17 protein-coding genes, 1 tRNA gene, 2 rRNA genes and 1 riboswitch (1 of these 21 running past the window's edge) are annotated in these 24,764 nt (G+C 59.7%); of the genes, 10 read left to right on the forward strand and 10 right to left on the reverse strand.

The window, feature by feature from the left end; genetic code table 11:
• Positions 1-120: 120 nt before the first annotated feature.
• Complete coding sequence (metE, locus tag LVY75_30380; GenBank protein ID XAZ23069.1) at positions 121-2,445, reverse strand: 5-methyltetrahydropteroyltriglutamate--homocysteine S-methyltransferase; 2,325 nt, start codon at positions 2,443-2,445, stop codon at positions 121-123.
• A gap of 106 nt (positions 2,446-2,551) precedes the next feature.
• Positions 2,552-2,757, reverse strand: a riboswitch (cobalamin riboswitch).
• A 40-nt stretch (positions 2,758-2,797) separates the two neighbouring features.
• Complete coding sequence (cadA, locus tag LVY75_30385) at positions 2,798-5,080, reverse strand: cadmium-translocating P-type ATPase (GenBank protein ID XAZ23070.1); 2,283 nt, start codon at positions 5,078-5,080, stop codon at positions 2,798-2,800.
• Positions 5,081-5,151: 71 nt separating this feature from the next.
• Here cadA and LVY75_30390 point away from each other — a divergent pair, with 71 nt between their 5' ends.
• Positions 5,152-5,574: a helix-turn-helix domain-containing protein gene (locus LVY75_30390; protein XAZ23071.1), complete on the forward strand. Its 423-nt coding sequence runs from the start codon at positions 5,152-5,154 to the stop codon at positions 5,572-5,574.
• 38 nt (positions 5,575-5,612) lie between these two features.
• Positions 5,613-6,824, forward strand: coding sequence for a TIGR03862 family flavoprotein (locus LVY75_30395; GenBank protein XAZ23072.1), 1,212 nt, complete (start codon positions 5,613-5,615; stop codon positions 6,822-6,824).
• On the opposite strand, the gene LVY75_30400 is transcribed toward LVY75_30395, so the two are convergent.
• Complete coding sequence (locus LVY75_30400; GenBank protein XAZ23073.1) at positions 6,811-8,676, reverse strand: cytochrome c biogenesis protein DipZ; 1,866 nt, start codon at positions 8,674-8,676, stop codon at positions 6,811-6,813. The two genes, LVY75_30395 and LVY75_30400, sit on opposite strands and share 14 nt — an antisense overlap.
• Before the next feature lie 16 nt (positions 8,677-8,692).
• Positions 8,693-9,181 carry a peptide-methionine (R)-S-oxide reductase MsrB gene (gene msrB, locus LVY75_30405; protein XAZ23074.1) on the reverse strand — a complete coding sequence of 163 codons (489 nt, stop codon included), beginning with the start codon at positions 9,179-9,181 and terminating at the stop codon, positions 8,693-8,695.
• Positions 9,182-9,593: 412 nt separating this feature from the next.
• Between msrB and LVY75_30410 the strand changes: the two genes are divergently transcribed.
• From LVY75_30410 to LVY75_30445, 8 genes are all read left to right on the forward strand, one after another.
• Positions 9,594-10,553: a GAF domain-containing protein gene (locus LVY75_30410; protein XAZ23075.1), complete on the forward strand. Its 960-nt coding sequence runs from the start codon at positions 9,594-9,596 to the stop codon at positions 10,551-10,553.
• Between the two features lie 168 nt (positions 10,554-10,721).
• On the forward strand, positions 10,722-12,230 hold the full coding sequence (locus LVY75_30415) for an aldehyde dehydrogenase family protein (protein XAZ23076.1): 1,509 nt from the start codon (positions 10,722-10,724) through the stop codon (positions 12,228-12,230).
• 73 nt (positions 12,231-12,303) lie between these two features.
• A complete protein-coding gene (locus tag LVY75_30420) occupies positions 12,304-12,699 on the forward strand; it encodes a DUF779 domain-containing protein (GenBank protein XAZ23077.1) in 396 nt (131 codons plus the stop codon).
• A gap of 87 nt (positions 12,700-12,786) precedes the next feature.
• On the forward strand, positions 12,787-13,383 hold the full coding sequence (locus LVY75_30425; protein ID XAZ23078.1) for a DJ-1/PfpI family protein: 597 nt from the start codon (positions 12,787-12,789) through the stop codon (positions 13,381-13,383).
• A 109-nt stretch (positions 13,384-13,492) separates the two neighbouring features.
• Positions 13,493-13,843: a ribbon-helix-helix domain-containing protein gene (locus tag LVY75_30430; protein XAZ23079.1), complete on the forward strand. Its 351-nt coding sequence runs from the start codon at positions 13,493-13,495 to the stop codon at positions 13,841-13,843.
• A 148-nt stretch (positions 13,844-13,991) separates the two neighbouring features.
• Entirely contained in the window at positions 13,992-15,125 is a 1,134-nt protein-coding gene (locus LVY75_30435; protein ID XAZ23080.1) for a calcium:proton antiporter, read from the forward strand.
• 202 nt (positions 15,126-15,327) lie between these two features.
• Positions 15,328-16,527, forward strand: coding sequence for an efflux RND transporter periplasmic adaptor subunit (locus tag LVY75_30440; GenBank protein ID XAZ23081.1), 1,200 nt, complete (start codon positions 15,328-15,330; stop codon positions 16,525-16,527).
• 41 nt (positions 16,528-16,568) lie between these two features.
• Positions 16,569-19,736, forward strand: coding sequence for a multidrug efflux RND transporter permease subunit (locus tag LVY75_30445; protein ID XAZ23082.1), 3,168 nt, complete (start codon positions 16,569-16,571; stop codon positions 19,734-19,736).
• Positions 19,737-19,749: 13 nt separating this feature from the next.
• On the opposite strand, the gene LVY75_30450 is transcribed toward LVY75_30445, so the two are convergent.
• The 6 genes from LVY75_30450 to LVY75_30475 form a co-directional block, all read right to left on the reverse strand.
• The gene (locus LVY75_30450) at positions 19,750-20,079 is read right to left on the reverse strand and encodes a hypothetical protein (protein XAZ23083.1); all 330 of its coding nucleotides are present in this window, start codon (positions 20,077-20,079) and stop codon (positions 19,750-19,752) included.
• Positions 20,076-20,861, reverse strand: a complete 786-nt coding sequence (locus tag LVY75_30455; GenBank protein ID XAZ23084.1) for a DUF2092 domain-containing protein — start codon at positions 20,859-20,861, stop codon at positions 20,076-20,078. Before LVY75_30455 ends, LVY75_30450 begins: the two co-directional genes overlap by 4 nt.
• A gap of 154 nt (positions 20,862-21,015) precedes the next feature.
• Entirely contained in the window at positions 21,016-21,822 is an 807-nt protein-coding gene (locus LVY75_30460; protein XAZ23085.1) for a cysteine rich repeat-containing protein, read from the reverse strand.
• Between the two features lie 374 nt (positions 21,823-22,196).
• A tRNA-Met gene (locus LVY75_30465) sits at positions 22,197-22,273 on the reverse strand.
• Between the two features lie 206 nt (positions 22,274-22,479).
• Positions 22,480-22,594, reverse strand: a 5S ribosomal RNA gene (rrf, locus tag LVY75_30470).
• A 125-nt stretch (positions 22,595-22,719) separates the two neighbouring features.
• A 23S ribosomal RNA gene (locus LVY75_30475) occupies positions 22,720-24,764 on the reverse strand; it runs 754 nt beyond the window's last position.

Here is a 24,764-nt window from a genome sequence, read left to right on the forward strand (position 1 = left end):
ACGGCATGTTTGAAATCGCTGCATTCCTGTGAAAAACGTGGTTAATGAATGGTTAACGAAAGCAGGCTGTGGAGAAGGCAGCATTGGGAAGAGCCGGCCTATAGGCTCTCCATGAATCGATTAGGCGCGTGTCGGCGCTGCGGCGTTACGCAACTGCCGAGCGGCGGCAACCATGTTGACGAGTGCCGGGCGAACCTCTTCCCACTTGCGTGTCTTCAATCCGCAATCTGGATTGATCCATAGCTGTCCGTCCGTCAAACGCTTCCGCGCCAGCGTCAGAAGCTCCGTCATCTCGGCGACCTCGGGAACGCGGGGCGAATGGATGTCGTAGACGCCGGGGCCGATCTCGTTCGGATATTTGTAGCTGCGGAAAGCCTCCAGCAGTTCCATCTTCGATCGTGAAGTCTCGATCGAGATCACATCGGCATCCATCGCGGCGATGGCATCGATGATCTGGTTGAACTCCGAATAGCACATATGCGTATGGATCTGCGTCTCGTCGGAAACACCGGATGCGCAGAGGCGAAAACTCTCGACCGCCCAGTCGAGATAGGTCTTCCAGTCGGCCTTGCGCAATGGCAGACCCTCACGGAGAGCGGCCTCGTCGATCTGGATCATCGCAGCACCCGCCTTTTCGAGATCGAGCACTTCGTCGCGGATCGCCAGAGCGATCTGCCGGCTGACATCGGCGCGAGAAAGATCATCACGCACGAAGGACCAGTTGAGGATCGTCACCGGCCCGGTCAGCATTCCCTTGACCGGCTTGTCCGTCAGCGACTGCGCGTAGCGCCACCACTCGACTGTCATCGGCTTCGGCCGAGAGACATCGCCGAAGATGATAGGCGGGCGGACATAGCGTGAACCGTAGCTCTGCACCCAGGCATGTTGCGTAAAGGCGAAACCGGAAAGCTGCTCACCGAAATACTGCACCATGTCGTTGCGCTCGAATTCCCCGTGGACGAGCACGTCGAGACCGATTTCCTCCTGCCAGCGGATCGCCGCTTCAGTCTCCTTTTTCAGGAAGGCATCGTAGTCCGCCTCGCTGATCGTACCCTTCGCGAAGGCCGAGCGGGACTTGCGCACGTCAGACGTCTGCGGGAAGGAGCCGATCGTCGTTGTCGGGAAGAGCGGCAGGCGAAGCTTGCGCTCCTGCAGGTTGGTCCGCTCGGCAAAACCGCTGCTCCGCGTCATCATCGTCTCATCGATTGCCGCGACCCGCTGCCTGACTTTGAGATCATTCACACGTGGAGAAGCCGCTCGAGAGGCAACGGCCTGAGAGGCTGCAGCAATTACTTGATAAGCCCCGCCGGAACTGCCGAGCGCCGAGAGTTCATCGAGTTTCTGGGTGGCGAAAGCGAGCCACGACGTCAGCTCCTCATCCAGTCCGGTTTCCAGATCCAGGTCGATCGGCACATGCAGCAGCGAGCAGGACGGCGCGATCTGCAGCCCATCCGCACCGAAGCGCTGAACCAGTGGCTCGATCTTTTTCAGGATCGCGGCAAGGTCCGCCCTCCAGATATTGCGTCCGTCGATGATGCCGAGCGACAGCGTCAAATCGGGGGACGCCTTGAGAAGGGCATCGATCTGCTGCGGAGCACGAACGAGATCGACATGCAGGCCGGAAACCGGCAATGCGAGCGCCGTCGGCAGGTTATCGCCTATATTGCCGAAATAGGTGGCGAGCATGATCTTCAGGTTCGGTACCAGCTCATGCAGCGCGCGATAGGCACATTTCAGTGCTGCCTGCTCTTCTCCTGAGAGATCCAGCACCAGGCAGGGTTCGTCGATCTGTACCCAGTCGGCACCGGCAGCGCTCAGTTCCGCAAGCACTCTCGCGTAAACAGGCAACAGGCGTTCAAGCAGGCTGATCGGCGCAAAACCTTCCTCGGTTCCCTTGGCGAGTTTCAGGAAGGTGACAGGACCGAGGATGACTGGCCGTGTGTGGATTCCAAGCGTCTTCGCCTCGATGAAGGCATCGAGCGGCCTGTTTGCGGTCAGCGCGAAGAATTGATCGGGACCGAGTTCCGGCACCATGTAGTGGTAGTTTGTGTCGAACCACTTGGTCATTTCCAGCGCTGGCACGCCATGACCGTGGTGATGCTGGTGGCCGCAATCGGCATGCGCCTCTTCGCCGGTCGAGCCGCGCGCCATGGCGAAATAGGTATCGAGCGCAACAGGCCCGCCCTTCCAGCCATAGGCCGAAGGTATGGCGCCGACCATGACAGTCGTGTCGAGCACATGGTCATAGAACGAAAAATCATTGGAGGGGATGATATCGATCCCCTTCTCTTTCTGCAGGGCCCAGTTTTGCGCCCGCAGCCGCTTGCCGACATCGAGAAGCACGCCGGCATCGAACCTGTCGGCCCAATAGCTTTCCAGTGCGAATTTGAGTTCGCGATGCTTTCCGATCCTGGGAAAGCCGAGATTTGCAGTCTTGATGGTCATTTCCTTACCCCGAAGGTTATGGGCAAGGCTCAGGCGCAACGCATCGACGAGGTGTGGCTACAGACGTGCCGTCTCGCGCAAAGCGGCACACCGGGACACCCCGCCCGTGGACGTTATCTATCGCGGCAGGTCTCCTGGCTTGCGGGTCTTCAACACCATCCAGTCTTCCCAGGCGTCTTCCCAGTGACGTCGAAGGACGGTGTCTATCCGCTTACAGTTGCGGGGGCAGCTTCGGTCTTGGCGTTAGCCTCACCGAATTCCCTCTTAGCTCAGGATCGTCAAATCCAGAGAACCACGATGCGACAAGCATGCACCTGTCGCATCGGATCGTCAAGACGACATAAAGAAATCTTTATATCTTTATGCGAAGAAGGCGAAGTGCATTCATCGTCACCAGCACCGTCGCGCCTGTATCCGCGAGGATCGCTGGCCACAGGCCGGTAATACCGACGATGGTGGTGACCAGGAACACGGCCTTCAGCCCGAGCGCGATGGTGATGTTCTGGAAGATATTCCGCATCGTCCGCTTCGAAAGGTCGATCATGCGGGCAACGTCGCCGACACGCCCATGCAGTACCGCCGCATCCGCCGTTTCCAGCGCAACGTCGGTGCCGCCGCCCATGGCGATGCCAACATCGGCTGCGGCAAGTGCAGGCGCATCATTGATGCCGTCACCGACCTTGGCAACGAACAATCCTTCCTTCTTCAATTCGCCAACAATGCGCTGCTTGTCCTGCGGCAGCAGCTCGCCGCGCCAGTCGATGCCGAGGTCACCGGCAACGGCTGCTGCCGTGCGCTTGTTGTCGCCGGTCAACATGATGGCGCGCACGCCTGCCGCCTTCAGCGTCGCAAGCCCGCTCTTGGCGTCGTCGCGTGGCTCGTCGCGCATGGCGATGAGACCGGCGGCGACACCATTGATGAGCAGGACCGAGACGCTCTTGCCCGCGCCATTCAGCGCCGCGACCCGCTCATCCTGTTCGGCATTCAGCGCCCCGCGCTCGCGCGCGGCCGGCGGCGACAGCAGATCGAGCGTCTCCCCACCCACCTTCCCGGTCATGCCCTTGCCGGGCAGCGCTTCCACTTCGAAGGCCGGCGGCACGGGCACGGCATCGGCCTTGGCACGGTTGAGGATCGCCAGCGCCAGCGGATGGCTGGAGCCCTGCTCGAGAACGGCAGCGCGCGAAAGCACCTCAGCCTCCGAGCGCCCATAGGCGATGATATCGGTGACCTGCGGCTTGCCTTCGGTCAGCGTACCGGTTTTATCGAAGGCAACAGCCGTCACCTTGCCGAGCGATTCCAGAACCGCCCCACCCTTCATCAGCAGACCGCGGCGCGCGCCCGCCGAAAGCGAGGCGGCAATCGCTGCCGGCGTGGAAATGACCAGCGCGCAAGGGCACCCGATCAAAAGGATCGCGAGTCCCTTGTAGATCCATTCGCCCCATGCTCCGCCCATCAGCAGCGGCGGCAGAACGGCGACCAGGGCCGCCACGACGACGACACCAGGCGTATAGTAGCGGGAGAAACGGTCGATGAAGCGTTCCGTAGGTGCCTTCGATTCCTGGGCCTCCTCTATAAGCTTGACGACGCGGGCAATCGTGTTGTCCTCGGCAGCTGCCGTGACACGGACGCGCAATGCAGCGTCGCCATTCACCGTGCCGGCGAACACCGTTTCGCCTGCGCCCTTGCGCACCGGCGTGCTTTCGCCCGTCACCGGCGCCTCGTCGATCGCGCTTTCACCGGAAAGAATGGTGCCGTCGGCGGAAATCCGGTCTCCCGGCCGCACGAGAATGATGGAACCGACCGCAAGCGTCTCGGCCGGCACTTCCTTCACTTCGCCAGCCGCCTCGAGCAGTGCATTCTTCGGCACCAGCGTCGTCAGCGACTGGATGCTGGCGCGCGCCTTGCCGGCGGCAACCCCTTCCAGCAATTCGCCAACGAGGAACAGGAACACGACCGTCGCTGCCTCTTCACCGGCATTGATGATGACCGCGCCAACAGCAGCGATCGTCATCAGCATTTCAATGGAAAAGGGCGTGCCGGAAAGTGCGGCCATGACCGCGCGACGCGCGATCGGCACCAGCCCCACCAGCATGGCGATGATGAAAGCGTACGGAGCAACCGAAGGCACCAGGTGGCCCACGACATAGGCAACGACGAGTGCAAGTCCGGAAAGGATCGTCAATCGGCCCTTCTTGCTCTGCCACCAGGGACCGCTCATAGGCCCGTGATCGTGGCCGTGCAGGCCTTCCACTTCCGGGGCATCATGCGAATGCCCGTGGTCGGCATGATTGTGATCATGGCCTTCATGGTCATGTTCATCATGCTCGTGCCCGTGGCGATCATGGCTGTGCCCGTGATCGTGGTCGTGATGCGCATGGTCATGCGCGGGCTTGCTCTCTCGAGCTGGAGCCTTGCCCGTGAGCGGAGCAACCGAATAACCGAGGCCGGTCACTTTCTTCTCGATCGCCTTGAGATCACTGCTGCCGTCGTGGCGCACCGTCATCGTGCCTGCCGTCACCGACACGGAGACGTCTTCGACGCCGGGCACGCGCCTGACGGCCATATCGATTTTCGTTGCGCAGGCGGCGCAATCCATGCCGCCAACCCGGTACCGTGCCTGTGCTGCTTCGCTCATGATTTCGATCCTTGCTTGTAGGCAGTATCGTTCCTACATCCTCTAGCGACTAGAGGTGCAAGAGGAAAATCATGAAAAAGATCACCATCGGTGAAGCTGCCCGCCAGAGCGGCGTCAAAGTGCCGACGATCCGCTATTATGAGGGCATCGGTCTGCTATCTGCGCCGAGCCGCAGCGAGGGCAATCAGCGCTCCTACGAGCCATCGGATCTCAACCGTCTTGCCTTCATCCGCCATGCCCGCGAGCTCGGCTTCGAGATCGAGGCAATCCGCACTCTCTTGCAGCTTCAGGACGACCCTCACCAGTCCTGCGCATCCGCCGATGCCATCGCCAAGGCCCGCCTGATCGAGGTCGAGCAGCGCATCCGCAGCCTCAATGCCCTGAAGGCAGAGCTGGAACAGATGGTCGAAGGCTGCGGCCATGGTCGCGTCGACCAGTGCCGGGTCATCGAGGTGCTGGCCGATCACGGCAAGTGCGTGCATCCACATCACTGAGACTTGCGCTCGCCGACTGCCCACGCCAAGAAGGCGCAATGAAACAGAAGAAAATCGCGATCATCGGCGGCGGCCCCGCCGGCCTTTCGGCAGCCGAAGTGCTGTCGGCAAGCGGCCATGCCGTTTCCGTCTATGATGCGATGCCGACCTTTGCCCGCAAATTCCTGCTCGCTGGCAAATCCGGTCTCAACATCACCCATTCCGAAGACTACGAACGCTTCTCCACCCGCTTCGGCAACGCCAATCCCCGCCTGCGCGCAGCCCTCGATGCCTTCACGCCGGCCGATATCCGCGCCTGGGCGTCAGACCTCGGCAGCGAGACCTTCGTAGGCTCGTCCGGCCGCGTCTTCCCCGATGTGATGAAGGCCTCGCCGCTGCTGCGCGCCTGGCTCGCCCGGCTGGAAGCCCGCGGCGTCAGCTTCTTCACCCGCCATCGCTGGATCGGGTTCACAGAAGACGGCCATATTTTCGAAACGCCTGACGGTCACAAGACCATATCCTGCGATGCAACCCTGCTCGCACTCGGCGGCGCCAGCTATCCGCGCCTCGGCTCCGATGCCGGCTGGGTGTCATTGCTCTCCGAGCGCGGGGTGGCGATCGCACCGTTTCAACCGGCCAATTGCGGCTTCGATGTCGCCTGGAGCGAGATCTTTCGCGAACGCTTCGCCGGAGAGCCGCTGAAATCCGTGACGGCAACATCACGCGCCGGGACATTTCCGGGCGAATTCGTCATCAGCAAGCACGGTCTCGAAGGCAGCCTCATCTACGCGCATTCGGCCGCTTTGCGTGACGACCTGCTGTCGCATGGTGAGGCAAGACTGACAATCGACCTTGCCCCGGGCCGCACCGCAGATCGCCTGTCACGCGATCTGACCCGGCAGGATGCCAAGATGAGCTTTTCCAATCGCCTGCGCAAAGGTGCCGGGCTCGATGGCGTGAAGGCGGCACTTCTGCGTGAACTGTTGCCGGAGACCGATCGCAACGATCCGCACAAACTCGCTGCCGTCATCAAGTCGCTGGCCATCCCATTGCTGCGCCCACGCCCCATCGCCGAGGCCATATCCTCTGCCGGCGGCATCGCCTTCAGCGAGGTCGACGAAACCTACATGTTGAAACATCTCGCCGGCACGTTTGCGGCCGGAGAGATGCTGGATTGGGAGGCACCGACAGGTGGCTATCTGTTGACCGCTTGTTTCGCCACGGGCCGGGCGGCAGCGAAAGGCATCGAGGCCTGGCTCAGCCGAAGGTGAAGGCGAAAGCCTGCACGCCGGCATCGAGAAAATGGATCTCGAATGTGTGGTCGCCGACCGGCCCGGCTTCGCGTACCAGCTGATAGAGCCGCTGTCCCGTCACCGTGCCATTGCCGTCGGCATCCGTATCCACCCCATGCCCGTCGCCCGGCGCCTTGCCATCGACCGTTACCTTGAAGCGCACCGGCTTGCCATCCGCGTCCGGGCCGAGAACCAGATGCAGGTCGCGGGCATGGAAGCGATAATAGATGCTTCCATCAGCGGCATTCAGCGATGCCTGCTCGGGGCCGACTGTCCAATTGCCGGTCAGGCCCCATTCATTGAGTTTCGGCGTCGCGGCGACATAATCATGCGCGGCATCGTTGACCGTGCCCTTGTCGTCAACAAAGTTCTCCGAGCGCTGATAGCCGACATAGGTTTCCGGCGATTGCACATTGGCAGCATCGGAAGCGGCTTCGGCACCGGTCGCCTTCACATCCACGATATCACTGGAAACACCGGTCTCGCCGGCTTCGGCCAGCAATTGCTGGATTATCCGTTCGGACTGGTCGTAATCGCCCTCGCCGAAATGATGGTGGCGGACCTGCCCTTTCGCATCGATGAAATAATGCGCCGGCCAATATTCGTTGTCGAAGGCGCGCCAGATCGCATAATCATTGTCGACGGCGACCGGGTAGGTGATGCCAAGATCGGAGATCGCCTTCTTCACATTGTCGACATTCTTCTCGAAGGCGAATTCAGGCGAATGCACGCCGATGACGACGAGACCCTGATCCTTGTATTTATCCGCCCAGGCTTTGACATAGGGAACGGCGCGCAGACAGTTGATACAGGAATAGGTCCAGAAATCGACGAGCACGACCTTTCCCTTCAGCTGCTCAGCCGTCAGCGGGCTTGAATTCAGCCATTGCACCGCGCCGTCGAGCGGTGGCATCTGTCCCTCGACCGGTAGTTGCTCGCCAGCACCTTTCGGCTTCATCGCCATCGCCATGCTATCGCCGCTCATCGCGGCCGGATTACCGGACATCATCATCTGATTGTTGCCCGTCATCGCCATCGAACCGCCGCCCGCCGACATGACAACCGACTTCATGGCGCCGCCGGTATCGTCGGCCGTCTGTTGCTGATGGAACTTGTCGACGAGCCCCTGTTCAAGAACATTGGTGCTGGCAAGCGAGGCTTGCGTCAGGAAGCCGGTATCGAGGCCGAGCGCAATCGCCACGACTGCGACAAGAACCGCAACGCCGACACCGCGTCGCAGCCATTCGCCGATACCGAGCGACTGTTTCATCACCTGATAGACCTTGCCGCCGATGAGAAGCGCCAATGCCAGCGAGGTCGCGGCACCAAGCGCATAGGCAAGCAGCAGCAAGGTCGTGCCGACATTTGCACCCTGAAGCGCCGCACCCGTGAGGATCAGGCCGAGAACCGGTCCGGCGCAGGGCGCCCAGAGCAGACCGGTCGCAACACCGAGCAGCAGTGAGGCGGCAACAGCCGAGCCGCCGCTGCGTGTGTTTTGATCGGCAGACTGCGACAGGCGCGCACCGAGCGAAACGAGCGGCCGTGTCAGATAGTCCGACAGCGCCGGGAACAGCAGGATAACGCCGAAAATCGCGAGCAGCACGATGGCGGCATAGCGACCATATTCATTGGCCTGCACCGCCCATCCGCCGCCGACGGCCGCCAATGTCGCGACTCCAGCGAATGTCGCCGCCATGCCGAGCATCATCGGCAATGTGCTGCGCAGGAAAGGTTGGCCTGCACGGGCGAAAACGAACGGCAGCACTGGCAGGATGCAGGGGCTGACGATCGTCAGCACCCCACCGAGATAGGCAAGGACGAAGAGAAGCATCAGAGTGTCCCGTCGATCAGGCAGAAGCCGGGTGGAATGTCATGGCCACGCCGTTCAAGCAGTAGCGTAAGCCGGTCGGCTTCGGCCCGTCGTTAAAGACGTGGCCAAGATGCCCGCCGCAGCGTCCGCAATGGACGGCATCGCGCACCATGCCGAAGGATGTATCGCGCGTCGTGCCGACGACCTTGTCATTGAGCGGCGCCCAGAAACTCGGCCAGCCTGTGCCGCTGTCGAATTTCGTAGTCGATGAAAAGGCTTCCTGATCACAGCCCGCACAGGCGAAATTGCCCTTGCGCTCCTCGTGCAGCAGCGGGCTTGTGAACGGATATTCCGTTCCCTCCTGCCGCAGTACCGAATATTGATCCGCAGTCAGCAGCTTCTTCCACTCTTCGTCTGTATGGCTAACGGCAAAGGTTTCCTTCGCCATGGCTTGGCTGCCGAAACCCAAGCGCAGGGCGAAGGCGCCAAGTCCCGCAGTGATCAGCAGCAATCGTCTGTTCAGCATCGCGTCGCTCTCCTATGTCTACAGCATCTGCGACAGGCACTTTCATTCAGTAGACAACGATCGGCAGGTTTTATTCCCGCCATGCCGATCTTTTGTCCACGCCGAGAACTACGGAGCCAAGCAGTGTTTTGTTACGCAGTCGCCCATGGGGACACGCAAAAGTGAGAAGGCGCCATCCCGGATCGTTATATCCAAATAAATACGACGCTATGCCGTAAAGCGAGGCCGAGCAAGCGGATGAGCGGTCATATTATCGCGAGCATGATGGTCACCTGACCCGGCACAACTGTTTCAGAAATGCGCCACTCGCGGCAACGCAAATTCGATCCATGCAATCTGCCGTCATGCCCGCTGATTGCAAAGCCGCCGCATTTACATCAGAGTATGCGCAAGTTCCGTGGGAGGAGCCTCAATGCACGAACAATCCGCGCATGCGGAACATGTCTATACGTGCGCCCAGCAAAATTCCGCTGCGGCCAGCTCTCCAATCGTCGCCTCCTGGCGCCGCTGCATGACCATGTATCAGCTTGCTCCCGAAGATAAGCGCGCGCCTCTACGTCTTACCGAACAAGAATTCAGCGTTGCCCGGGAGCAATCGGATCAGTTGATCGCCGATGCGCGCGACGAACTCGACCGGCTTTTTGCAACGGTCGGCAAGGCCGGCTGCTGCCTGCTCCTGACCGATCGCAACGGCATTGCGCTGGAACGCCGCGGCGCCGTCGGCAATGACAAGGAATTTCATGATCTTGGTCTATGGACCGGTTCGGTATGGACGGAAGCCAGCATCGGCACCAATGGCATCGGTACTGCGCTGGCCGATGATCGTGCAGTCGCTGTCTTTCGCGATCAGCATTTTTACTGCTCCAACATCAAGCTCAGCTGCACCACGGCCCCGATCCGCGATCACCGCGGCCTGCTGGCCGCTGCCCTCGACATCTCCACCTGCCGCGATGACGTCAACGAAATGACGCTGAGCATCCTCTCGCAAGCCGTGCGGGATGCGGCGATGCGCATTGAGCTCAATCTCTTCCGCTCCGCCTTTGCCGGTGCACGCTTCGTCATGGTGCCGGCCGGCGCCAATTCCGCGAACGCCTTGCTGGCCGTCGATCGGCATGATCTCGTTCTCGGCGCCACACGCGCCGCCCGCCTCGTCCTTAAGTTGGATGACGTGCGCATCGCTGCCGGCCTTCCCGCCTCCGACGCCCTGCATGAAGGCCATGTTTCGCAGGAAAAAGAAATGGCCGAGGCCGAGAAAGCGGCGCTGCTGCGGGCGCTTTCCCGCACCCATGGCAATGTCTCCCAGGCCGCTGCGGCCCTCGGCATCAGCCGTGCAACACTGCACCGGAAGATGAAGAAACTCGACCTCCACTAATATCGAGCAAGGGTTCGGTCACAATCTCGTGGTGACGCCGAAACCTGTCGCAACTCTGCGACACTGTGCGGTGCGGTATTGGCAAGCCGCCCTGTTCTATCGCGCCAAAGCGACACAGATTTCCTCCCACTGGTTCGATCCGGAACCTGTTCATCAAGGGAGGATGACATGCTTCATCAGAAAATCGTCGAGTCGCCGTTCAAGCTGAAATACGGCAACTATATCGGCGGCGAGTGGCGTGAGCCGATCGGCGGCAAATATTTCGACAACGTCACGCCCGTCACCGGCGGCAAACTCTGCGAAATCCCGCGCTCCGATGAAAAGGACATCAATGCAGCACTCGATGCCGCCCATGCCGCGAAGGAAAAATGGGGCCGCACCTCCGCCACCGAGCGCTCCAACATTCTCATGAAGATCGCCCAGCGCATGGAAGATAAGCTGGAGCTTCTGGCTCAGGCTGAAACCTGGGACAACGGCAAGCCGATCCGCGAGACCATGGCGGCCGACATTCCGCTCGCCATCGATCATTTCCGCTATTTCGCCTCCTGCATACGGGCCCAGGAAGGCACGATCGGCGAAATCGACCATGATACGGTTGCCTATCATTTCCATGAACCGCTCGGCGTCGTCGGCCAGATCATTCCCTGGAACTTCCCGATCCTGATGGCGACCTGGAAGCTGGCGCCGGCCCTCGCCGCCGGCAACTGCGTCGTTATCAAACCGGCCGAACAGACACCCGCTTCCCTGCTTCTCTGGGCAGAACTCGTCGGCGATCTGCTGCCGCCCGGCGTCCTCAACATCGTCAATGGCTTTGGTCTCGAAGCCGGCAAGCCGCTCGCCTCCAGCCCACGCATCGCCAAGATCGCCTTCACCGGCGAGACGACGACAGGCCGCCTCATCATGCAATATGCCAGCCAGAACCTCATTCCGGTCACGCTGGAACTCGGCGGCAAGTCGCCCAATATCTTCTTTGCAGACGTGGCGGCCGAAGACGACGATTTCTTCGACAAGGCGCTCGAAGGTTTCGCCATGTTTGCGCTGAACCAGGGCGAAGTCTGCACCTGCCCGAGCCGCGCTCTCGTCCAGGAATCGATCTATGACCGCTTCATGGAACGGGCCGTCAAGCGCGTCGAGGCCATCAAGCAGGGCAACCCGCTCGATCCGGCAACGATGATCGGCGCTCAGGCCTCCACCGAGCAGATGGAAAAGATCCTCGCCTATCTCGATATCGGTAAGCAGGAAGGCGCACAGGTGCTGGCCGGCGGCTCGCGCAACGATCTCGGCGGCGAACTGTCTGACGGCTATTACATCAAGCCGACCATCTTCAAGGGCCACAACAAGATGCGTGTGTTCCAGGAAGAGATCTTCGGCCCGGTCGTCTCGGTCACCACCTTCAAGGATGAGAAGGAAGCACTCGAGATCGCCAATGACACGCTTTACGGTCTCGGCGCTGGCGTCTGGACCCGCGACGCCAACCGGGCCTATCGCTTCGGCCGGGAAATCCAGGCCGGCCGCGTCTGGACCAATTGCTATCACGCCTATCCGGCCCACGCGGCCTTTGGTGGCTACAAGCAATCCGGCATCGGCCGTGAAACGCACAAGATGATGCTCGACCACTACCAGCAGACCAAGAATATGCTGGTCAGCTACAGCCCCAAGAAACTTGGTTTCTTCTGAGAAGCAGTCGATTGTGCTATCATTGAGCCTCCTCCCTTGACGGGGAGGAGGCATTGTCTTGGAGGAGGCAATCATGGAACAGATGGTCAATGGCGAACCGCGTGTACTTGCAACCGATGCGGCGCTCGACCTCATCAAGGAAATTCAAAGGGACTACCCTGATGTCCTCTTCCATCAGTCCGGCGGCTGCTGCGACGGCTCATCGCCCATGTGTTACCCAACGGATGATTTCATCGTTGGCGACCAGGATGTGAAACTCGGCGAAATCGGCGGCGTTCCCGTCTATATCAGCGCCAGTCAATTCGAGGCCTGGAAGCATACCCAACTCATCATCGATGTCGTACCCGGGCGCGGCGGCATGTTTTCGCTCGATAATGGCCGCGAGAAACGCTTCCTCACGCGCTCGCGCATGTTCGGCGGCGGCGAGGCCTGCGCCATTCCCGCTGCCATGACCCGCGAGGCGACCTGAGCAGGAGCCCGGTGTAGTATTCCCTTAGTACCCGCGGCCCGCGATCCTTTGTTAAAGTCCATCTGTTGGTTTTTAGAGGAGGAAGAAATGCCAGCGTCCAAAATCCTGATGATCACAGGCGATTTCACTGAAGATTACGAAACGATGGTTCCGTTCCAGACACTGCTTGCCTGCGGCTACACGGTCCACGCCGTCTGCCTCGGCAAGACAGCCGGCCAGACGGTCGCCACCGCTATCCATGATTTCGAAGGCGACCAGACCTATTCCGAAAAGCGCGGTCATAATTTTGCGCTGAACGCCACCTTCGAAAGCGTGCGAGCCGAAGATTACGACGCGCTCGTCATCCCGGGCGGCCGCGCGCCGGAATATCTCCGCCTCAACCCCGAAGTCATCAAGGCTGTCAGGCATTTCTTCGATGCCAACAAGCCGGTCGCTGCCATCTGCCACGGCGCCCAGCTTCTGGCGGCCGCCGGTGTGCTCAAGGGCCGCACCTGCTCGGCCTATCCCGCCTGCCGCCCGGAAGTCGAGTTTGCCGGCGGCACCTATGCCGATATTGCCATCACTGATGCTGTTTCCGATGGTAATCTCGTCACCGCACCGGCCTGGCCGGCCCATCCCTCGTGGTTGCGCCAGTTCATGACGGTGCTTGATGCGGCAACGGTCCTGGAGACCAACGCCGCCTAAAGCATGTCGCGCAAAAGTGCGCAGCGGTTTTGCGATAACGACATGCAAAATCAAAGCCTTAAAGCGTGACATCGCGGCACGCTTTAAATGAACCGGCGGGAGGAACGTGATGTGTGAACTGTTTATCAAGGCGGATGCCCGGCTCTGGGAAAGCACCACCCGGTCGCTGCGTATCGACGGCATGGTGACCAGTGTGCGGCTGGAGAATTTCTTCTGGTCGAAACTCGAGGAAATTGCCGCCCGCGACGGCATGAACGTGGTCCAGCTGATAACCAGACTGCACCACGAGTCGATCGACGCCGGCCATGATCTCGGCAACTTCACCTCGTTCCTCCGCGTCTGCTGCGCCCGCTATCTGGATCTCCAACTCGCGGGCGACATCCCCGCCGATCTCTCAAGGCCGATTGCCGGCCTCAACGCCCCGGAAATTCTGGGGCGGGAGAAGCGGAAGTATCATTAAATTCGCCTTGAGCCCGCAGCGATGATTTTTAGATAGGCGCGTTGCCCCTCTGCGTGAGACAATCAGCCGGCCAGTTGGGAGGCGGAGGGGAAAATGACAGTGATCGCGGTTGTGAAGCGACGGCATTCCGTGGCTGGCGGTGGTGCCGATGACTGACAGCCCCGCCCTGCATCCCATAAGCATAACGAGCCTGGCACGCGAGGAATGGTTCATTGGCGTCAGCGCCGCGACCAGCCTGATTTTCCTCGCTTTCCCCGATCCGATCTTCGCCCGGATTGCCGAGCCATTCTGGTTCGTCGTCATTTTTTTCTGGCTTTTCGCTGTCGTTCTAGGCTCCGCCCTGTCGGTCGTTCGCCATGCGGATCATCTGGCAGAGCAGCTTCGCGAGCCCTACGGGACCCTCATCCTGACCCTTGCGATTACCTCGATCGAAGTGATGGCGATCTCGGCTGTCATGCTGCATGGGGAAAATAATCCAACACTCGCACGCGACACGCTGTTTGCCGTGGTCATGATCATCCTGAACGGCATGGTGGGCCTGTCGCTGCTCTTTGGCGCCTGGCGGCGGGAAGATCAGCAGCACAATCTGCATGGCGCCAATGCCTATCTTGGGGTGATCGTGCCGCTCGCAACCCTTGGTCTCGTCATGCCGACTTTCCTCGCCGGCCCGGATGGTCCGCACCCCGCGGCCGCGCGGCAGATGTTTCTCGGTATCGTCTCGATCGGTCTCTACAGCATATTTCTCCTGCTGCAGTCCGGCCGTCACCAGCGCTACTTCGCCGAAGACGGCAACAATCTTGAGCGGCGCGCAGTCAGCATTCGGCCCCACCGGGGGGTATGGCATCATGCCGTTCTGCTGCTCGCCTACATGGGGCCGGTGGTCTTCCTGGTTGAACAGCTTGCCAAGCCGATCGACTATGTGATCGAAACCCTGCATGCACCGGCGGCATTCGGCGGCGTGATCATGGCTGTGCTTGTCGCGACACCTGAGGCGATCAGCGCCGTGCGCGCTTCCGTCGCCAACCACCTGCAGCGCGCCATCAACATCTTCCTCGGCTCAGTCCTGTCGACGATCGGCCTGACAGTACCGGCCATGCTCGCAATCAGCCACTTCTACGGGCACCCCGTCACACTAGGGCTTGAGGGTCCGGATCTCGTCATGTTCGCTCTGACAATTACCGTCAGCATCATTACCTTTTCAAGCGGCCGCACCAATCTCATGCAGGGCGCAGTTCACCTGGTGCTGTTCATCGCCTACGTACTGCTCATTACTCAGCAATGAATGGAAAATATCCAGACTGAACCACGATAGGAATGCGGAGTCATCAATCGTTTAGACACAGCTAAATTGCATGCCATAAGCTATTGCAATTTCGGACGATTCCGCGACATAGTACCGCATGCCTGAAACACTTGGCGACTGATGGGGCCGCCACCAGGGCACGCATGACGACCGGGACACATAGATCATCGGGGCAGCAAGAATGCGTGAGGGATTGCATCGGGGCCTGCAGATTTCTGTGACACTCATCGGCATGGCAGCGCTCGCTGCCTGCGATGGAAGCAGCAATACCTACGTCCCGCCTCCGCCGCCGGCCGTCCGTGTTGCACAACCAGTCCAGGAGCCCGTCACCCTCTATTTCGAACTCACAGGCAATACTGCGCCGCTGAACTCGGTCGATATCGAAGCACGCGTCCAGGGTTACCTTCAGTCGATCGATTATCAGGATGGCACGACCGTAACGAAGGGAACCAAGCTCTTCGGAATCGAGCGCGACACCTATCAGGCCCAGCTTGATCAGGCCAAGGCATCCCTCGCATCGCAACAGGCATCCCAGGTTGGGGCTAAGCAGGAGTACGATCGTCAGGTCAATCTGATGAAGCAGCAGGTCACGACGCAGACAGCCGTCGACAGCGCCAAGGCGACGCTCGACGAAGCCAATGCGCAAATCCTCAATGCCCAGGCCAATGTCGAACTCGCAACGATCAATCTTGGCTATACCGAAGTGATTGCACCCTTCGATGGCACGGTGACCGACCACCTTGTCGATATCGGCACGCTCGTCGGCGTCTCAGGCCCCACCAAGCTCGCCAGCATCGTCCAGACGGACCCGATCTATGCCTATTTCAACGTCAGCGAAACCCAGGTGCTGCTGATCAAGGATATGTTGAGAAAGCAGGGACGTACCTTCAAGCAGACGGATCTGCCGAGCATCCCAGCCGAACTCGGCCTGCAATCCGAAGAAGGCTACCCGCATAAGGGACATCTCGACTACGTCTCGCCGCAACTCGATGCATCGACCGGCACGCTTCAGGTCCGGGCTCTGTTCGACAACAAGGACAAGGCGATGCTGCCCGGCTTCTTCGTGCGCGTTCGCGTACCGATCGGCCGGAACGAGAAAGCGCTGCTCGTGCGCGACGATGCGATCGCCACCAACCAGCTCGGCAGCTACCTGCTCGTTCTCGGCAAGGACGATACGGTCGAGCAGAAGCAGGTGAAGACGGGCCAGCGCGAAGGCGGTCTCCGCGTCATCGAATCCGGCCTCGAACCCGCCGACTGGGTCGTCGTCCAGGGCATCCAGCAGGCGATCCCCGGGAGCAAGGCCGCGCCTGAGAAAATCGACATGAAACCGCAACCGGCGGCGGCCGGCACCGATGCAAAGGCTACGACGACGACGCAGTAATTTCGCAGCAACGCCTCATCCGAACGTCCAAGGGCAACAGCATGATCTCGCGCTTCTTCATCGAACGGCCGGTGCTCGCCAATGTTCTGGCCTTGGTCTTTGTTCTCATCGGCGCGGTAGCTCTCTTCCAATTGCCGGTCGCGCAATATCCGAATGTCGTTCCACCCACCGTGCAGGTGACGACGCGTTTTCCGGGCGCCAGCGCCAAGACGCTTGTCGATACGGTCGCGCTGCCGATCGAGCAGCAGGTCAACGGCGTGCAGGACATGCTCTATATGCAGTCCACGAGCGCAAGTGACGGCACCTATTCCCTCACCGTGACCTTCGCGATTGGAACGGATCCCGACCAGGCACAGGTCCTCGTGCAGAACCGCGTCGCGATTGCCATGTCGTCGCTTCCACAGGCGGTGCAGGTCCAGGGCGTCAGCACCCAGAAGAAATCGACCGCCATCCTCGGCTTTGTCACCCTGACCTCCCCGGACAGCCGCTATGATAACCTGTTCCTCTCCAATTATGCGGTCATCAACCTCCAGAACGAACTTGCCCGCCTGCCCGGCGTCGGCAATGTCACGGTCTTCGGCGCCGGCCAGTATGCCATGCGCATCTGGATGGATCCGAACCTGCTGCAGGCTCGCGGGCTGACACCACAGGATATCGTCAATGTCGTGCAGCAGCAGAGCCAGGAGGTCACGGCTGGCCAGATCGGCATTCCGCCGGTACCCCAAGGGCAGACATTCCAATACACGCTGAACATCAATGGCCGGCTGAACGATGCTGCTGACTACGAAAACATCATCGTCAAGGTTGATGGCTCAGATGGCGGCCGGGTAACGCGCATCCGCGATATTGGCCGGGTCGAACTGGGTGCGCAGACCTATAGCCAGACCTTCATGCAGAATGGCCGACCGGCTGCGGGCATCGGCATCTCCCAATTACCGGAAGCAAACGCCATTGCTGTGGCCCAGGCAGTCGATGTGAAGATGGCGGAACTGGCGAAGGCCTTCCCGCCGGGCCTCGAATATCATCTCCCCTTCGACACCACGAAATTCGTCAAGGCCTCGATCGACGAGGTCTATGTCACGCTGATCGAGGCAGGCGTTCTCGTTCTCATCGTCATTCTGCTGTTTCTGCAGGACTGGCGAGCCATGCTCGTTCCGGCGACGACTGTTCCTGTCACCATCATCGGCGCCTTTGCCGCGATGGCGGCCATGGGCTTCACGGTTAACCTCTCCACTCTCTTTGCAATCGTTCTCGCCATCGGCATTGTCGTCGACGACGCCATCGTCATTGTCGAGGGTGTCGCAAGACATATCGAGGCGGGCATGACCGGCCGCAAGGCCGCTGAAAAGGCAATGGACGAACTGCTCGGTCCCGTCATCGGCATCACGCTGGTGCTGATGGCGGTTTTCATCCCAGCCGCCTTCTTGCCGGGGCTGACGGGCCAGCTTTACCGGCAGTTCGCGCTCGTCATTGCCGCAACGGCGCTGATCAGCGCCATCAACGCTGTGACGCTGAAACCGACGCAATGCGCCCTCTGGCTGCGCACGCCGGTGCCTCCCGAGAAGCGCAACTTCGTCTATCGCGGTTTCAACAGGATCTACGACTGGGGTGAACGCGGATACGTCCGACTGATCGGCTCGATGACGCGCCACGCCGCGGTCATGGCTATTCTGGCGTTGGCGCTGATGGGAGTAGCTGTCTGGGGGCTGACACGCGTGCCGAGCGCGTTCCTGCCGATCGAGGATCAAGGCTACGTGCTGATCGGCGCGCAACTGCCCGATGGCGCCTCCAAGGAGCGCACCGACGCCGTCATGGCGGAGGTCGGCAAGATCGCCCAGGAGACGCCGGGCGTCGATCAGGTCCTGACAATCAGCGGCATATCCGTTCTCGACAACAACGCCAGCCTTCAAAACGCCGGCGTGGCCTATGTCGTGCTGAAGGACTGGGACGAACGCCTCAAGGTAAAGGGGCAGGATCTTCTGTCCATCTACCAGCATCTGAATGGCGCGCTGCAAAGCGTATTGGTCGCGAAAACCCTGGTGATCGTACCGCCGCCGATTCAGGGCGTCGGCAATGCCAGCGGCTTCACGATGCAAGTGGAACTCAAGAATGGTGTTTCCGACTATGCACTGTTGCAGTCGCTTACCGATACGATTGTGAAAAATGGCGAAGCCCAGTCATCGCTGCAAAGGCTGAGTACGTCGTTCCGCTCGAATGTGCCGCAGCTCGAGATCGTGGTCGACCGTATCAAGGCCGAGACATTGGGCGTCACGGTCGGACAGGTTTTCTCTGCGCTCTCGGGCTACGTTGGATCGAGCTACGTGACACAGTTCAACAAGTTTGGCCGCACGTTCCAGGTCTACGCCCAGGCATCTCCGGAATTCCGCGTCAGCCCTGACGATATCCGCAATCTGGAGGTCAAGGCCGGGGATGGCACGATGGTGCCGCTCGGAACCGTCGTCGACATCAAGCCGATGGAAGGCCCCTCCCTGATCAGCCTCTACAACCTCTACCCGTCAGCAACGATCGTCGGCGGGCCTGCGACCGGCTTCAGCTCCGGCCAGGCACTCGATGTCATGGAGCAGATTGCCGACCAGACCTTGCCAACAGGAACCGGCTATGAGTGGACGGCGCTTTCCTATCAGGAAAAGGCGGTCGGCGGACAGATCTACTATATCTTCGCGCTCGGCATGCTGCTCGTCTACTTCGTGCTCGCGGGTCAATATGAAAGCTGGATCCTGCCGCTCGCCGTGTTGCTGGCTGTCCCGCTTGCCCTGCTCGGCACCGTCGGCGCATTGATGGCGGCGGGCGTCGCCAACAACCTCTACACCCAGATCGGCCTCATCCTTTTGATCGCTTTGGCATCGAAGAATGCCATTCTCATCGTCGAATACGCCCGAGAAAAGCGAGAGGAAGGCATGGAAATCCTCGAAGCAGCCGTTGAGGCTGCCCGCCTGCGCTTCCGACCGATCCTCATGACATCCTTCGCCTTCATTCTCGGCGTCCTGCCGCTTGTCCTCGCGACGGGAGCTGGCGCATCTGCCCGCAAGTCGATCGGCATATCGGTCTTCAGCGGCATGATCGCATCGACCTGCCTTGCCGTTTTGTTCGTTCCTTCTTTCTACGTCGTGCTGCAGCGCCTTGAAGAGTTCAGAAGGCGCCGCGGTAAAGCTCCTGCTGTAACCGATACTGAAATGACGGCACAATAGGCTGGCAAGCAGCCTATTGCACGATCACCTGAACATAGACGCCGCCGCTCTTGGCATAGTAGAGGCCGCCGCAGCGATAATAATAGCCGCCATAATAAGGGCCATAGATGCAGCCTGGAGGCAGCACGGCGATTGTCGTCGCCGTGCGCCGGACTACTCGGCGGGTGGTGCGACGCGCCACTCCGGCATAGGAGAGCGGCGTCAAGGGACGGCCGATGACCGCCGCCGCCGGCGTGGCGAAGCCGATCGACAGCGGTAGCGGGCCTTCTCCTTCCAGGCGAAAATCGGTGAAGACCATCACGCCGGCGAGGCACAGAGCGAAAAAGAGCTTGCTGCGGATCATTGCATATCTCCTGTAACGGCGGGCGCCGGAAGCTCATCGATCGATTGGAGTTCACTCAGATCCACGGTTTTCGCATTGGCTGGGATCTCGATATTGTAGGAGGTGGCGGCGACATCCGCCCCGCTTTTGAAGTTGCTGATCTCGAGCGTATATTGCGGCGCCTGTACGACGTGTTTGCTGGTGATTACATAGCGCCGCGGTATCGGCTGCGAACCCGTCTGTATCCAGATCTGCCAGTCAAGTTCTGGTGTGCGGAAAGCCAGATATTCGCATTCCACACCGTCGACGAAGGCGCTGGAGATGTGCTTGGCCTCGGTCACGTCGGACATCAAGATGTCATAGACGTGAGACGAGAGTAGATCGGCGCCTGGTGCTTCCACGCCAGCATCGGCGAGCCTGTCGATCAGATCATCAAGCGAGCCCTTGCCATCGACCTTCGCATAGGCATCGAGGTTCTTGCCATGCACGGTCAGCGTCGAACCGTCGAAACTGACATCGATATCGGCAAAGCCTCCGGTCCGCGTAACACGCAGCTTGTCGGGGCGGGTGATATTGGCTGTACCCGAACTGACGAATTGCAGTTTCTCGAAGTCCGGGGTCACAGCCTCGAGTGATGATTGGTAGTTGAAGGATATGCTCTTCTGCGCCACCAGAAAATCGGACATGGCCTTCAGAAGATCTTTTGCATCATCCGCCCATGCATGGGTCGGCAGCACAAGGCCGACGGCAACAGCGGAATAGCTCAGTATTCGTTTCAATCGCGATAGAGAAGTCGATGACATGGCACTGCCTTTCATTTGTGTCGTCATTGAATTCATCGGATGCGGAGATTTCGGATCGTACTGCGACGATCTCGAAACGGCTGAGCGGAACCGTCAGGAGAATGCCTGACGGCTCAGGCATTCCCGGCGAAACCGGATAGGAATTGGAAGGCCGCTACAGGCCCGAGGTCAGCACCCTGTGACAGGCTGGCGACACGCGCTGCAGATTGTCCCGCAGGCACTCGATCACCCGCCCGCCGCCGATCGGCACCATGCGGCAGAAAGCTCGGAAGTCCGGCCCGCAAGTCTCGCGCACGATCATCACTTCCTCGCGGGGAGAGAAGACAGGCATCGCAGCCTGCCGGGTCGCCGGCGGTGTGGCTGCCGTTGCGGCACCTGCACCCGCACCGGCCGCGGGCGCGCCCGCCGCACCGATGGCCGCAACGGCCTGCTGGCAAGGCGCCGACAGGCGGGCACTATGCTGCTGCAGGCAGGCGAGCGCCGCGGCACCTCCCGGAGTCACGCCGGAGCATTGCGCCATAAAATCGGAGCGGCAAGCTGACTTGACGGCGTCGCGCTGTGCGTCGGTCGGCTGAGCCGCCGCCTGGGCACCGGCTGCTGGTGCCGCCGTGGCCGCCCCTGCCGTCGCAGGCGCCGTCTGAGATGGCTCCGCAGATGTCGATTTCGGCTTGGCGCTGACGGCGGAGACTGCCTTGCGGCAGGCTGCGGAAAGCGTGGAATCATGTTGCTGCAGGCAGGTCAGCGCCTCGATACCTCCCGGCTGCACCCCTGAACACTGTGCGATGAAATCCGAACGGCATGCTGCTCGGATCTCATTGCGCTGCTCTTCCGTCGGCGCCTGCGCAACGGCAACTCCGGTCAGAAGACTGGCCGCGCAGATGACGCTTGATATCGATAACCCGAACTGAAACCAAAGCCCGCTGCGTCGTATTGCCGATCGAGAAGATGCATATATCCGCATTGTTCCCCTCCCTGGAAAGTTCATCGATTTACGGCATGAAAAGAAGTACTGCGGCTGAACGAGACAGCAGACTTCGAAAAACGAATTGAAATCCGTGCGCAGAAATCTAAAGCGCCACGCGAATTTACTTTAGCACATTCGAAATTTTGATAGTAGACCCGAATATCCGGATGCGATTAGCTGACTGTGCTTAAGATGTATCGAACATCGGAAATATCCGCACCGGGATATTTAGACGAGATGGAAGTGAGGGGAGATTTTGGTTTCGCCGCGTCGGCTTTGGGAGCTTTGGGCGTTTTGGCGGCTTTCGAGCGCGTTGCATGCTCGCCGTGTTATCAAACAAAAAAAGCCCGCTTGGATGCGGGCTATATGTTTGGTTGCGGGGGCAGGATTTGAACCTGCGGCCTTCAGGTTATGAGCCTGACGAGCTACCGGGCTGCTCCACCCCGCGTCCAGCGCAAATCCCTTTGGGATTTGTCGCGGCTACGCAAAGCGCGTGCGCTTTGCGGATCTGTGCCGAGCAAATTGCGAAGCAATTTGTCTCGTGTTCATGAGGCACCAAACACAAAAGGCCGCTTTGATAGCGGCCCTTTGATCGGCTTTGGGCCGTAGAGTTTGCGAAGAGAAGATTTGTTTTTCACGAGTTGCGTTTAGCAGACCTGGCAGCGACCGACTCTCCCGCGTCTTAAGACGAAGTACCATAGGCGCTGGGGCGTTTCACGGCCGTGTTCGGAAAGGGAACGGGTGCAGCCACCCCGCCATGACCACCAGGTCAGCGAAGCGCAACTTGTGTGAGAAGCTGGTGATGTTTTCACATCGTTTATTTGAACACGTCTTCAGCATCATCACCCGAACAAACACTGTCGTGTTTGCCGGTGATGAGCATAGTCAATGAGAACGATCAAGCCAATCGAGCTATTAGTACCGGTAAGCTTCATGCGTTGCCGCACTTCCACACCCGGCCTATCAACGTGGTCGTCTTCCACGGCTCTGATAGGGAACACTCGTTTCCAGGTGGGTTTCCCGCTTAGATGCCTTCAGCGGTTATCCCGTCCATATATAGCTACCCTGCTATGCCCTTGGCAGGACAACAGGTCCACCAGAGATATGTCCATCCCGGTCCTCTCGTACTAGGGACAGATCCTGTCAATATTCCTACACCCACGGCAGATAGGGACCGAACTGTCTCACGACGTTCTGAACCCAGCTCACGTACCGCTTTAATTGGCGAACAGCCAAACCCTTGGGACCTGCTCCAGCCCCAGGATGCGATGAGCCGACATCGAGGTGCCAAACAACCCCGTCGATATGGACTCTTGGGGGTCATCAGCCTGTTATCCCCGGCGTACCTTTTATCCGTTGAGCGATGGCCCTTCCACGCGGGACCACCGGATCACTATGACCGACTTTCGTCTCTGCTCGACTTGTCAGTCTCGCAGTCAGGCGGGCTTATGCCATTGCACTCGACGACCGATTTCCGACCGGTCTGAGCCCACCATCGCGCGCCTCCGTTACTCTTTCGGAGGCGACCGCCCCAGTCAAACTACCCACCATACACTGTCCCGGACCCGGATAACGGGCCGCGGTTAGACATCCATGACGATAAGGGTGGTATTTCAAGGATGGCTCCACAGAAACTGGCGTCCCTGCTTCAAAGCCTACCACCTATCCTACACATGCCGACACGAATGCCAGTGTAAAGCTATAGTAAAGGTGCACGGGGTCTTTCCGTCTGACCGCAGGAACCCCGCATCTTCACGGGGAATTCAATTTCACTGAGTCTATGTTGGAGACAGCGGGGAAGTCGTTACGCCATTCGTGCAGGTCGGAACTTACCCGACAAGGAATTTCGCTACCTTAGGACCGTTATAGTTACGGCCGCCGTTTACTGGGGCTTCGATTCAAAGCTTGCACCTCTCCTCTTAACCTTCCAGCACCGGGCAGGCGTCAGACCCTATACGTCGTCTTGCGACTTCGCAGAGCCCTGTGTTTTTGATAAACAGTCGCTACCCCCTGGTCTGTGCCACCCCACCATAGTTGCCTACAATGGGGTCACGCTTCTTCCGAAGTTACGCGTGCAATTTGCCGAGTTCCTTCAACATAGTTCTCTCAAGCGCCTTGGTATACTCTACCTGACCACCTGTGTCGGTTTCGGGTACGGTCTATACGGTGGAGCTATTTCCTGGAACCGCTCCGCTGCCCATCCAATCCAATAAGAATGAACAACTTGTGCGATCCGTCACTTCCACCAGGCCCACGAATATTAACGTGGTTCCCATCGACTACGCGTGTCCGCCTCGTCTTAGGGGCCGGCTAACCCTGCTCAGATTAACTTTAAGCAGGAACCCTTGGTCTTTCGGCGAGAGGGTCTCTCACCCTCTTTATCGTTACTCATGTCAACATTCGCACTTCCGATACCTCCAGGACCCCTCACAGGTATCCCTTCATCAGCTTACGGAACGCTCCGCTACCACTCCTCAAAGAGGAATCCTCAGCTTCGGTGCATGGCTTTAGCCCCGTTACATTTTCGGCGCAAAGACCCTTATTTAGACCAGTGAGCTGTTACGCTTTCTTTAAATGATGGCTGCTTCTAAGCCAACATCCTGGTTGTTTTGGGATCCTCACATCCTTTCCCACTTAGCCATGACTTGGGGACCTTAGCTGGAGGTTAGGGTTGTTGCCCTTTTCACGACGGACGTTAGCACCCGCCGTGTGTCTGCCTGGTAGTACTTCCCGGTATTCGGAGTTTGGTTAGGATCAGTAAGACGGTGAGTCCCCATAGCCCATCCAGTGCTCTACCCCCGGGAGTATTCGCCAGACGCTCTACCTAAATAGATTTCGCGGAGAACCAGCTATTTCCGAGTTTGATTGGCCTTTCACCCCTAGCCACAAGTCATCCCAATCTATTGCAACAGATGCGGGTTCGGTCCTCCAGTTGGTGT

The organism is Sinorhizobium sp. B11 (genome assembly GCA_039725955.1).
GTDB lineage: Bacteria > Pseudomonadota > Alphaproteobacteria > Rhizobiales > Rhizobiaceae > Rhizobium.